The sequence below is a fragment of the Bartonella sp. MR168JLCBS genome (assembly GCF_042194175.1).
Genome location: NZ_JBHIMP010000015.1, coordinates 22,521 through 35,319, shown reverse-complemented (window position 1 = coordinate 35,319; position 12,799 = coordinate 22,521). Strand labels below are relative to the sequence as shown.

Sequence of the window (12,799 nt, the reverse complement as noted above, 5' to 3'; positions counted from 1 at the left end):
AATTATCTTAGTTGTCTCATAGAAAACAATATCAAAACTTTATGTGATGTTCGTAAAAATCCAATAAGTAGAAAACAGGGATTTTCGAAAAGACAATTAGAGCAAGCTGTAAGCAACATTGATATTGAATATATGCATATGCCTGAACTTGGAATTACTTCTGAAAAACGAAGAAATTTGAAAACACAAAAAGATTATGACCGCCTTTTTGAAGATTATCAAAATACAACTCTCAAGAATAATTCTTGTGCAATAAATAAATTATATCAAATTTTTTTAAATAAAAAGCGTGTTGCAATCACCTGTTTTGAAGCCAATGTATGCATGTGCCATAGAGGACAACTCGCATTAGCTCTTACTCAATTGCCTGATTGGAAATATGAAATTGAACACATCTAAAAAATAAACTTACAAACTTTTTACATATGGGGGTGCTCTCTCCTCCCAGCACCCCCACCCTTTCCTAACAACTTTTAAGTAATGCATGATTCACGCTACGGGTGGATTGTGCGCAAATCAAGGAAATAAATCATGGAAAAGAAATATGAACTTACTGATGAAACAATTGAAGTTGATGGCAAAACTCTCCACCGCATTCGTGCCTTACGAGACTTTGGTGGTATTAAAGCAGACGACCTAGGCGGTCTTATAGAGCATGAAGGCAACTTATCCCATGAGGGCAATTGTTGGATTTGGTATAAGGCTTGTGTTTTTGGAGATGCTCGTGTTTATGGCAATGCACTTGTTTTCGATGAAGCAAAAGTTTCCGATAATGCACATGTTTACGAGAGCGCACGCGTTTTCGATGAAGCGCGCGTTTACGGTAGGGCAGAAATTTATGGAGAAGCAGAAGTTTACGGTTATGCATGCGTTTACGGCAGGGCAGAGGTTTACGATTGTGCACGCGTTTACGATGAAGCACGTGTTTACGATAAGGCAGAGGTTTACGGTTATGCACGCGTTTACGATTATGCAAAAGTTTTAGAAAATGCAGAGGTTTACGGTTATGCATATGTTTCCGATAAGGCAGAAGTTTATGGCAATGCAAAAGTTAAAGACGGAGATGTGTGCGATAGTGCAAGGATTTATGGTGATGCTAAAATTTATGATCATGCACACGTTTACGGTGAGGCATGCATTTCCCATAATGCAGAGATTTACGGTTATGCCAAGGTTTTTGGTGATGCCTTGGTTTTTGGCAATGCACATGTTCATGGGCGTGCAAAAGTTTACAATGAAGCACGCGTTTACGATGAAGCACGTGTTTACGATAATGCAGAAATTTACGGAGAAGCAAAAGTTTACGGTGATGCAAAAGTTTACCGTAGCGCACACGTTGATGACTATAACGCCATATCAACTGGAGAAAAGACCAGATGAGAAAATACGAACTTACTGATGAAACAATTGAGTTTGATGGATACATTACGCTTTACCGCATCCGTGCATTGAAAGACTTTGGAGATGTAAAGGCAGGTGATCTTGGCGGCTTTATAGAGCATGAAGACAATTTAAGTCATGAAAACGATTGTTGGATTTATAATGATGCCAAGGCGTATTTGTTTGCCAATATTTACGATAGCGCTAAGGTTTTTGATAACGCACAAGTTGCTTATAATGCAGAGATTTTTGGAAATGCAAAAATTTATAATAACGTCAAAATATATGGAGGTCATATTTTTGGAAGCGTAGAAATTTATGGAAATGTGGTTATCGATAATGATTCAAGAATTTATGGCGATACAAAAATTTATGATAATTCAGAAGCTTGTAAACGAACTATGACCGCCTAGAACGGCGACTCTTCAGCAAAAGACGACATTCCTTTCTAGCAACACAAACAAAATTTTAACACCAGCGTGATTCACGCCACGAGTGAATTACATCTAAAATGAAGGGGAATAAACATGCCACACCGCCCACCTACTATCACGCAACCAGCTATTGCTCGTGCTTTAAGAGAAGCTAAAAAACAAGGATGTGAACTCATAGAAATCAAACCTACAGGAGAATTATTAATTCATATCAATAAAACCATAACACCAACAACGACAGATAATACTTATAGCATTGATGATTTTCCACCGCTTGAAAATGAACAAGAAGACTACGAGACCAGCAAAAGCTGCCCCTCTGTCGACGGTATAAAGTTTTAGCCATGCCAAAACGCCGTCCACCGCATCTTGTTCGTGAATGTACACGCCATGGTAAAGTTATATGGTATGTACGTATTGGTCATGGACCACGGTTTCGGATTGAAGGAACCTATGGAACGCAAGAGTTTGTTGACAATTATACGCTGGCTATTAAACAAGCGCAAAATGGCTCCTCCAAAACAAAGAGGCGCACCAGACTCACAGAAGGGTCTTTCGATTGGTTGTTGCATCAGTATTTACAAAGCATGCAATGGCATAATCAATCAGAATCTACTAAAAAAGTTAAATATCGAATTCTGAATAATGTTTCTAAACATATCGGTGATCGTGCATATAAAAGCATAAACAAACAACACATTCTTGAAGCCGTAGACAGAAGGCGAGATACCCCCGCCGCGGCAAAACATTTTTTGACCTCTTTAAACGGTCTCTTTAATTGGGCGGTTGATAATGCCCTTTTAAATAGAAATCCTGCCTTTAATATAAAAGCACCAAAATCTTTAAACAGTGAGGGATTACTGCCATGGCTAGAAGAGGACATAGACAAATATTATCACCGTTGGTCACATGGTACACATGAACGCGTCTGGATTGATGTTCTTCTTTATACAGGCTTGCGTCGTGGTGATGCCGTTCGTATCGGCTGGAAAGACGTCAAAGATAATATCATTTATCTCAAAACAGAAAAGAGCCAATTTAAAACAGATGTTTTTCTTCCTATTTTACCAGAACTAGAGAAAACCCTTAAAATTGGTCCTATAGGTAATGAAACATTCATTTGTGGTAAAGGTGGAAATAAGCTTGTCAAAGAAAGTTTTGGCAACCTCTTTCGTGAAGCATGTAATGCAGCAGGTATTAAAAAATCAGCGCACGGATTGCGAAAATTAGCAGCAACACGTGCAGCCAATGCTGGTGCGACAGTTTCGCAAATGAAAGCGCTTTTTGGCTGGACAGAAGATAAAATGGCATCCCTTTATACCAAAACAGCTGATAGAAAACGACTTGCAATAGAAGCAATCAAAAAGCTACAAAAAGGTTCGGGATAGACATAAAATAAGTTAAAAGAATCAACGGAATCAAAACTCCCGAACTTTTATATAACTTATTGATTTTATATAAATATAACGCTCCCTCTCTCTCCGCCATTAATTTAAAACGAATTTTCATATGCTTGATATGACATAGCTTAAAAAGCTCAGGATTTTTTTACTGTTTGCAATTGACCAGTTTGCGCTGATCTGTATCTGTCATTATGTATACCTAGAAATTGCAGTTGAATTTCCATGAATTTTATAACTTCTAAGTTACTCTCCTCTCGATCTTTAGATAACCTGATCTAGCATAAACGATCTCTTCAAATATCATTAAGGGATTTTTGCCATTATCACTAACTTCTGATAGAGTTTCAGAATTAATGGTGATCATAGTGCTATTTGCAATTCCGATTAACGGGCTAAATGCGTTTTATCCACATGAGAGGTAACGAACACCTCAGCTTTTCTCACGCAATGTGCTCATTTAAAATTAATGTCATGAATATTTGTACAAAATTTTTATCTATACGATAATCAAAAAAGGCTGACGTAATATAATAATTGAAGATCATTCATGCGGTGCTTTCTTTTATTTCTAAGCTTTGTATGTAAATAGATAGTCCGTGTAAAATAAATAAAGGGGCGCAAAAACCTATAAATATACACAGGACGTATAATGTAGAAAATGAAAAAAAATTTCCGGCATATAAAAGCACAATAGAGAATAAAGCTGTTATGATGCGCACACTGGCATCGCCTGCCAAAATCACCTCGGCTAAATTTTCACTAGGTGTGATAGCTTGTCCAATTGTTATTCCCGATACCCTAAAATAAAATTGCCCAATACCTAATAAAAAGCCCATAATATAAAGGGAATATTGAGTAAAATTTAAATATAAAACAAAAGAGATTGCGATCACTGCAAAAGCCGGTGTTCCCCATACAAAAAAACGAATTAAAGATGGAAATTTTCGTAAATAATAGGATGAGATAAGACCATTGACTACAAAACCCAGTGCTGACAAAGCAAAAATAGTATTTTGAATAGCTGTAAATTTTGTATTATCTGATGTTATAGATGCAAGAACAAGTGGCAATAGAACAATAGGCCCCGTATAGAGAAAATTATTCAAAATACGATTAATCGTTAAAAAACGCAACGCAGAAACCCGCCAAAGGCACCTAAAACCAACTCCATAAGCTTTTTGAGATGGCTTTTTTAATAGCTCTTTTACTCTGTTTATTTGTTGTATAGATTTTATACGAAACCATAGGCTGGCATTCAAAAGATAAATAAACACAATAAAGGCTATGGCTATTTTGTGCCCCAAATGCGCAATTATAAAATATATAAGCAATGGGGATATAATAACAAAAAACTGACAGCAACTAGTATAAAATGCAAAAATTCCAGCTTTTTGTTTGGGAGCTGGAACCAGCTGATTCAAGGCACTATTGTTATTTGGATTATCAGCCCCCATCAAGAGAGCAAGTAAAAAAAATACAAATAAAATAAGTACCGGATTGTTTATAAATAATAAGAACGATAATAAACAAGCGCAAATAATTTGACTATAAAACCCAATTATAAAGCCTTGATAGCGCACCAACACATTTCCCAAACATAAGCCTGCAATTCCAATTGCGATTAAATTAACAACATTTAAAGTAGCAGATGCTTTTCCAGTTGTATCTTGGAATTGTAACAAAGAAAGGCCAATAGATAATACACCACTAGCACAAAAACTCGTCAAACAACCAATCAAAATCATAAGAAAAACAGAATTACGCAATAGCTTTCTCACTCTTAAACAGAGACTCGAGCCATTTTATGATTTTCTCCATTGTCGAAGATGGTTCGGTACTAAATTCCAGTTTTTCATAAAATTTTAGTTCAAATGCGTTATAGGGACTTATTTTTTGCAAGTCATCTGTCAGTATGGATTCTATACTTGATAACGTTGCGCCCATAGATTGAGACAAATAATAGGAAATTACTTTCCAATAATTTTCCAAGACATATTTCAAGTGACAACCATCTAAAATATATTTCGAACAATGGTGCAAAGGATAACAAATACAAATAGCATCTGTTTCATGTGCGGGACAAGAAGAAATATTAATATTTTTATCATTTCATAATATTATAAAACGTTCAGTGAGCAGATCTTCTAAATTTAGTCTAGTCACAACAAGATTGGGTGCTAATTTTTGGGTAACATGAGACCAAGCCAATCTTACTACTAAAGTTCCCAAAACCTTTAAGTCAGATTCTGGATAAGCTTTTTTTTAATTTCCCGCCCATATGGTTCTATGACATATAATAATCGGCTCATCTCGTCTGAATGAACAGGATGTAATTCTAAACCAATATTATCACAAAGTTTTGAACTCTTGAATTGCTCGTATCCTAATCTGGTATTCTTAAATCATTATAGCAGCTAAAGAGTTTTTAAGTATTCCAGCTTTTATTAAACTTTGTAATAATGTATTGGAATCTCCCCTTCACTAACTTCGACAATTATTTTCTCACCATTATAAGAACAAAAAAATTATCTTTGAATTTGCTTACTTTTAGAAAGAAAAATGAGCAACACTCTTCCTTAACTAAAAGAAACATGCTTCCTACCTTTTTCTTTATGATGATCAAAAATCTATTCTGTTACAATTCGATCATCAATTATTAGGATAAATATTCTGCGTTTAGCCTAATAAACTGTTATGATCAATGTTTCTCTCTGTTCTAAAAATCAGTGCTTTTCCTCCTAGAGATACTCGTAATTGCTGTACAATCTTTCCAAAAAGGCACTCCTTCAACATTGCTATTAACACGATCATTCGGAGAAGTTTTATACATACACACGGCATTATACGGAATGCTATGTATTTTTTTAACTTACTCAACTAACCAACATCTTTTGATGGGCAAAATAAATCACGAAATTTGTGTGCTGTCACAATTCGAAAAACAATCATCTCTCTCTCTAATGATAGGCGATGTCATTAGAAGAAAGCCTTAACGATATCGGTAGAATAAATTAACCAGAAAAAATTGCAGTGCTGATGGAACCAATTTTATTTCATACCTTGTAATTCTATCTAAATTTTAATCATTTTTGTTAAAGATTCTTATGCAACTTTTTCTACGTTCAGCATTCTTTTTCCACTTGTTTGCAACAAAATATTAATAGCTAAATTCACCTGTGTCATAATAGTTCTTCTTTTGGTAAAATAGGACATCTTCAATCTCGATATATAAATATTTTAATTCTTTAATATATTCTCTTCACATGCTTTAGATTAACAACACACCAAAACCCAAAATAAAAAATATTTATTTTACTTAAGTTATTGAATATTATTTAAAAAGTATGGAAATAGAGTGATGCAAGAGTTAAGAAATTATTTAAAAGTTCAAATCCACCTACATTAGAGCCATCACGTATGGTAATAGCAGTTGTCATTAGGTATACTAAGTATGCTTGATAACTTTTCTGCTTCATGCCTGTAGGGAGTTCCAGATAGAGATAATACCAGAATCCATCCGCGAATGCTCGACAATAAAGCTGTAAACAAAATTATTTCCTTGTTGTTTAATCCATTAAGCTTGATCAATTTTTAATATTTGTCTATATTTTCAATTAGTTACGCTGATGAATCTATGTTTTCTTTCCAATTATTGTATTTTATAAGAAATTGCTACGAATGATCCTCTCCAAAGCTGATAATTCATCATCACTGTGTCCCCAAATTGCTATAATAGCTGGGCAGGTATTTAAATCGACGGTTAGGGGGAGGGGCTCGTTTTCTTTAAAAAAGAGCATAAAATGAACCACATTTTCCCAAGAATGAAGCTTTTGCTGCCATAAGTTAACATCTTTTATAATATGACCGTCGATCTTGTTGATAAGAAAGATAATACGCCCCTTTTTCTTAAAGTGGCTTGGTTTTTGCGAAAACACTCTTGCAATAAGATTAACGGAGCTTTCAAGTAAATCATCTTCATAGCAATGTGCGAACAAGGTGGGTGCAATTCCTCCGTGGAGGCGGGCTCCTACTTCGATCATCACTGGACCACGAGCTGTTTGCATGATTTCCATATGCGCGGGTCCATATTCAATCCCCAGCGCGCGAATGCATTGTTTTGCATAAGAGATAAGAGGGGCATAAGAAGGATCTTGAGCATCAAGCACATCAAGCGATTCATAAACAAAAGCACTTCCATTATGAATACCTTTTTTATATCGTGATAAACTACATATTTTTATAGCCTCTCCCTTTACGACGGCGTCGACGATGTATTCCTCTCCCTCCAATCTTTCTTGGAGCAAATAAGCCTCGTTAGGTGCGCCAAAAATATTTTTTTGCGTCCAGTCGATTCGAGAGGACCATGCCGCCACTTCCTCACGGCTGGAGAAAAACAAAATGCCATCACTCCCAGCAGAATCATTTGGCTTTACCACATAGCCGCTATGACTTTCAAAATCATCGATAGCACAATCGCCTTTTGTAAGAATCTTCGACCGAATGTAAGATAAACCATTTTCACAAAGGCGCCTTTGCATTACTGCCTTTTTTCGTCGCCAATCGGTGGTTGAGGGATTATTCCCAGGGCAATTATAATAAGCCGCCAATTGATCTGCACAATAAATACCCCCTTCGGCGCCTGCTACCACGGCCTCTATCGCACCGATAGGAAAGCGTGTCTTGATCTCATCTACATTATGAAGTTTCGCTTCTGCCATGCCTTTTCCCTGATAAGAAAGCATATAGTGTGAAAAAGGAGCTTGTTGAGAGACAACACCATAACAAGTATAGCCTAATTTTTGCAAAGCAGGGCCATAGAGGGCACCCGTGGAGAAAGGGTCGACAATAAGAATGGATTTGCTCATGCTGTGGCCTGCCGCGATAAAAAGAAAAGGATATAAATAAAGATTATCATTCCTATAAGGGGTAGAAGATAAACAGCTGCTTGAGGGCCCATAAGGGCAGAGCTTGTAAGAAGACCAAGGATAACATAACCTGCCGATTGGGAGAGAGTATAAAGCATGCCGCTATAGCTTCCCACCAGCTCTGCTTGAGCTTCTGTTTTAGTCGCTTCAATCGTATGTTTTCGGGCATTAATTCGCATGGTATTCATTGAAAAGCCAATAAAAAAGCAAAAGACCACAGCCAAATAGGGCGATTGTGTGGTGCTAAAAATAAGATCAGCCACGCTCAACATAAGGGCTGGGAGAATAAATTCAAAGCGAGGGATTTTGATAAAAGCAGCCAAAAAAGCGCCCAAGCCCGCGACCGCACTGCAAAGCCCATAATATTCAGAGCCAAAATTTTTCACACTTTGAAAAAGAATGGTTGCCAGCGTATTATAAGCGCAAATATGAAAGCCAATAAGTCCTATGCAGACGCATAAAAGTTTAAGCTCTTGGGAGAGTCCATTCGCTTGCGGTGTAGGTACGGACTTCTTATCGGTTGCAAGTGCTGTGGTATCGGTAGCTTTATATTCATCGCAAAAGATGATATATCCGGCTATAAGGCTTATAATGATGTCAAACACACAAAGTGCCACAATCAAACCATTATAGCCAATTTCAGCCGCTGCTCCTTGAGGGCTGGTCGCTTCTAAGAGATAACCACTCAGTGCTGCTCCCAAAAAAGCGCCAATTTGCACAACTGTTTGCATAATGCGGGAAGCCTTTTGGGCGCTAATATAACCACCAAGTGCGAGTTTAGTATTATAAGTCTCGAGAGTGCTTAAGGTAATCAAAGAGAGATAGCCGATAGAGATAGAGACAGCGATAAAACCAAAGGGGGAATCGGCATAATGGAAAAGTGCAATCAATAAAAGAAGGCTATAGATAATGATCCGCCTTTTGTATAAATCGACCAACCTCAGGGAGGCTTTAATGCGCACAAGTCCGCTTTTTTTTAAAAGGTAAGGCGTAAGGGTGCCCAAAGCCATGGTTATGCCTAGGAAAATCGATGAGGATGTTATGCGATAAGCATTCCAAAGATTACTTAAGAATAGAACCATATCAGAAAGATATAGCAAGACAACAAGCCCATAAAACCGAAACATCAGTTGTTTGGGCACATCATCCCCCCATTTCGAAATCTCTTAAAAACACGCAGTATTATAAATCAGCACACATGTTTACGAATAATAAATACATACATACATGGCTGGGCATGTCAAGTTTTTTCAGTAGGAAAAATTGAACGCTGATGTTTATGCTAGTGATAGCTTATTTTCAGGAGAATGAGTAGGATGGAGGCTGGTATTTTTACTGCGTCTCTTGGCAGGTGGCTTGCCAATAAAGAACTATGTCCTAGAGATATATTTCGCGCTTTCAAGTTGATTTTGTTTATACTCAAGGTTGAGGTTTTGTTATTGACGGTTGTTAGATGTTGTTGTGACAATAAACTTCGTTATCTATCAGAAACATTTATGGCATTAGCGCTAAGGTGTGCGGTTGTATTAAAGCCTTTATATGGTAGTCTTTTTCATAGAGAAGGTATTATTGGTTCAGTTTTAGGAGGCTTTGTCACGGCCGATTTGGGCGTCGTCGTTGTTTGAAGTCTTATTATAATATTCTTAGTTTCAGTTTATGAATATACCGAAAAATATAGTGAAACATTTGATTCAAACGCTTTTGCAAGGCATATTTCAATATCTCAGCGATGTTTTCTGAGAATTGCTCTGCTGCTTTTTGACGGAATCGGATATCGAATGCTTATAGCGTGGGCAGTGGTTTGAGAAAATATAGAGTTGATTTCGTTAGATTCCTGTGTAGCGCAATCTAGTATCAGCCCTTAGGGGCAATAATATACTTAGATCGAACTCATTTCTATACGCTTACACGACGTTATAGGAGTAATCCTCAGAAACTCTACTAGAATTCGTTAAAAAATGGCAGGTTATGTAGCGTGAACAAAAAATATATTTTTCAAAAATACTTAATCTCATTTTCAGTTGTCTAAAATATAATCTTATCTTAAAAATAAGTCTATATACCGCCATTTATCATAAAGTTAATAAGTTATACAAATGCGGGAGTATTGTGTTTTTCTGTTTAGAGACGAGTAAAAAAACATCTTATTAAACATTAAGAGATTTTAGACATAAAACAATTTAACTTATGGAGAGTATATAGACAAAATGTATCTTGATAAAAAAGTTTATAATTCCATGTGGTCTCCAAAGAAATTTTCCGGTTCTTTTATTGTCTTATGCGGGTTTGATGGGAGTGGAAAGACAACACAAACAAAAGAAATTGCTCACCATTATTCAACAGAAAAACATATAATACAAACTTTTCAATCCAGTTATTGGTATAGAAATAATCCAGAAATTAGAGATTACTTAGATAATGGAAAAGCAATTGATCCGTTGCTTTTCGCACTCTTATCAGCGACAGATAGACGCAAACATACGCTTGAAATTATTGAACCTTCCTTAATGTTATCGCAAAACTTATTAATTAGCGATCGATATGTTTATTCTAGTCTTGCTTATTTTTATGCTCGAGAGCTTTCTGTTGAAAGTGTAGTTAAATTAAATCAATCTATTCCAAGACCTCATATTACATTTTATCTTCATTTACCGCCCACTACTATACTGGAGCGGTTGCAGAAAAGGGATGGTTTAAACTTAAAATACGAAGAACAACTCTCTTTTATTGAAAAAGTTTATGAAGTATACGAAGTTTTATCAGAAATAGATGAGCGGTTTATAACAATTGATGGAACTGCTTCTGTTTCTTTAATTCATCATCAAATACGACGTCATATAGATGAAGTTTGTTTTTGATTATGAATAAAATCATTTATTAATCAATTTATCCACGATAAATCCTTCTTATGTATTCGTATTCTAAATCTGAAACTTTAGAGATATGATTGCAATAATTTAACTGCTCAGGAAAAATATCACGTTATATATTTTAATTGGAAAATTAACTGTAATGGGCTTGTTTTAAAAGATTTAGAGAAGGGGAGTAGAAAAGTTATCAATATTTATCGTGAGAATAATAGTATGTTTATTCTTTTAGAGACGAAGTGTGGTGATAGAATAACGACATGGAGGGATGTACTCGAGCATATTTTAGTGCATAAATGTTTTGTTTTCATAGAAGAATTAATCATACAACAGCACAAAGATTTTAAAAGCTTCAAAAAAGGAATTTTGCTTTCTTAAATTTAATGATCTAAAATGAAAACCGTAGGAATGCATGTTTTTAAACAGGATGTATCATGCATATCGACGGGTATTTATTTTAGAGGATAATTTATGTTCACTTCAAATTTGAAGGAACGCATTGCTTTATTTGAAAATAGAACTTTTCTCTATTTTACTTTGAGTGGCTTATTTGCTACATTTGGAAATGGACTAAATTATATTGCATTGTCGTGGCTTGCTTACAATCAGACGAGTTCAATCCGTGGTGTAGCGTTGATGATGCTTTTTCTTTGGACGCCTAGCATTATTTTTGCCCCTATTTTGGGCATATTGGCGGATAAATATAATCGTAAAACGCAAATTATTATTTCAAATCTTGTGAGAGGTTTGGTAATCGTTGGCTGGGTAATGCTATGGCATTTTGGTATAGAAATTGAATTGATGGTCTTATCTGCTCTTTTGGGTATTTTTATCTCTTTTTATATGCCATCAGCTATTTCTTTAATTCAAAGTATTGTGCTGAAGGAACAGCTCATCAATGCAAATGCGACTATCGATATGATTTATGAACTTGGCACTATCGCAGGTATGGGCTTAAGTGGATTGATACTGTCCTATGCAGGAACAAAAGGAACTCTTCTAATAGGTGGTATATTCTTTATTATTGCTGGTTTATTTAATTTTGCAATGAAGGTACCTAAAAACCGAAGATCTAAAAATCAAAACCAGCAAAATTGGTGGGAAAATTATACAGCAGCACTTCATTATTTTAAACAGAATCCGGCTCTTTTTGTACCTTATGTAAGCCAGATGATTATTATGACTCTTTTGATGACCATTCCTGTTATTCTCGTTCCTTATATACAAGAGGTTTTGCATGCGGATAGCAGGACCTTTGCAATATTTGAGGTGCTTTATTCTATGGGCGTATTGACAGGTGCGGTTTTTTCACCACTTCTTTGTAAAGTTTTATCCATAAGGAAAACATTAGCCATTTTATTAGCTTTTATGGCTATTGGTCTCGCTATTCTCTCTGTTAATACACACAATTTTGTTGTTTTTCCTGTTTACTTTATGATTGGATTTGGACTTTCGAGTTGGGCTCTTTCGATTTCTTTATCACAACTCTCTTGTGATCCTGAATACCAAGGAAGATTGCAGGCAAGTTTTAATGGTATCTCTGGATGCTTGATCCTCGCAGTCTATCTCATTATGGCACGCGATAACAGTAGCATATCACCTCAATCGATATATTTTTTTCAAAGCATTTTTGCACTTGTTGGAGTATTCATAGTGCTGTTTTATAAACATGAAAAACAATAAATTACATTTATAAGTGTGGTAATACACGCTATTTTATAAACATTTACGCTACAGCATATTTCATATTTTGCTTTTACAGGGAAGTGAGAAAATGTAAAAATTGGTGC

Annotated in this window: 11 protein-coding genes; 8 read left to right on the top strand and 3 right to left on the bottom strand. The window is 35.8% G+C overall.

Annotated elements, in window-relative coordinates; all coding sequences use genetic code 11:
* The 5 genes from ACFIK8_RS07885 to ACFIK8_RS07865 all read left to right on the top strand — a co-directional run.
* Positions 1-399 (top strand): DUF488 family protein (locus ACFIK8_RS07885; protein ID WP_375669130.1); only part of this gene is annotated, 399 nt, incomplete at its 5' end.
* Between the two features lie 132 nt (positions 400-531).
* Entirely contained in the window at positions 532-1,380 is an 849-nt protein-coding gene (locus tag ACFIK8_RS07880; protein WP_375669129.1) for a hypothetical protein, read from the top strand.
* Positions 1,377-1,793, top strand: a complete 417-nt coding sequence (locus tag ACFIK8_RS07875) for a hypothetical protein (RefSeq protein WP_375669128.1) — start codon at positions 1,377-1,379, stop codon at positions 1,791-1,793. Before ACFIK8_RS07880 ends, ACFIK8_RS07875 begins: the two co-directional genes overlap by 4 nt.
* A 114-nt stretch (positions 1,794-1,907) precedes the next feature.
* On the top strand, positions 1,908-2,156 hold the full coding sequence (locus ACFIK8_RS07870; RefSeq protein ID WP_015857131.1) for a hypothetical protein: 249 nt from the start codon (positions 1,908-1,910) through the stop codon (positions 2,154-2,156).
* A gap of 2 nt (positions 2,157-2,158) precedes the next feature.
* The gene (locus tag ACFIK8_RS07865; protein ID WP_375669127.1) at positions 2,159-3,202 is read left to right on the top strand and encodes a tyrosine-type recombinase/integrase; all 1,044 of its coding nucleotides are present in this window, start codon (positions 2,159-2,161) and stop codon (positions 3,200-3,202) included.
* A 560-nt stretch (positions 3,203-3,762) separates the two neighbouring features.
* On the opposite strand, the gene ACFIK8_RS07860 is transcribed toward ACFIK8_RS07865, so the two are convergent.
* The 3 genes from ACFIK8_RS07860 to ACFIK8_RS07850 form a co-directional block, all read right to left on the bottom strand.
* The gene (locus ACFIK8_RS07860) at positions 3,763-4,983 is read right to left on the bottom strand and encodes an MFS transporter (RefSeq protein WP_375635451.1); all 1,221 of its coding nucleotides are present in this window, start codon (positions 4,981-4,983) and stop codon (positions 3,763-3,765) included.
* A 1,893-nt stretch (positions 4,984-6,876) separates the two neighbouring features.
* Complete coding sequence (locus ACFIK8_RS07855; RefSeq protein WP_375652601.1) at positions 6,877-8,082, bottom strand: ATP-grasp domain-containing protein; 1,206 nt, start codon at positions 8,080-8,082, stop codon at positions 6,877-6,879.
* The gene (locus tag ACFIK8_RS07850; protein WP_375652672.1) at positions 8,079-9,269 is read right to left on the bottom strand and encodes a hypothetical protein; all 1,191 of its coding nucleotides are present in this window, start codon (positions 9,267-9,269) and stop codon (positions 8,079-8,081) included. The genes ACFIK8_RS07855 and ACFIK8_RS07850 overlap by 4 nt, the downstream gene beginning before the upstream one ends.
* A gap of 180 nt (positions 9,270-9,449) precedes the next feature.
* On the opposite strand from ACFIK8_RS07850, the gene ACFIK8_RS07845 reads away from it, so the two are divergent.
* The 3 genes from ACFIK8_RS07845 (at position 9,450) to ACFIK8_RS07835 (ending at position 12,692) form a co-directional block, all read left to right on the top strand.
* Positions 9,450-9,767 (top strand): hypothetical protein, encoded by a 318-nt coding sequence (locus ACFIK8_RS07845; protein WP_375635453.1) that lies wholly within the window; start codon positions 9,450-9,452, stop codon positions 9,765-9,767.
* Between the two features lie 582 nt (positions 9,768-10,349).
* Complete coding sequence (gene tmk, locus ACFIK8_RS07840) at positions 10,350-11,000, top strand: dTMP kinase (protein WP_375635454.1); 651 nt, start codon at positions 10,350-10,352, stop codon at positions 10,998-11,000.
* Between the two features lie 480 nt (positions 11,001-11,480).
* A complete protein-coding gene (locus tag ACFIK8_RS07835; RefSeq protein WP_375635455.1) occupies positions 11,481-12,692 on the top strand; it encodes an MFS transporter in 1,212 nt (403 codons plus the stop codon).
* The last annotated feature ends 107 nt before the right edge of the window (positions 12,693-12,799 follow it).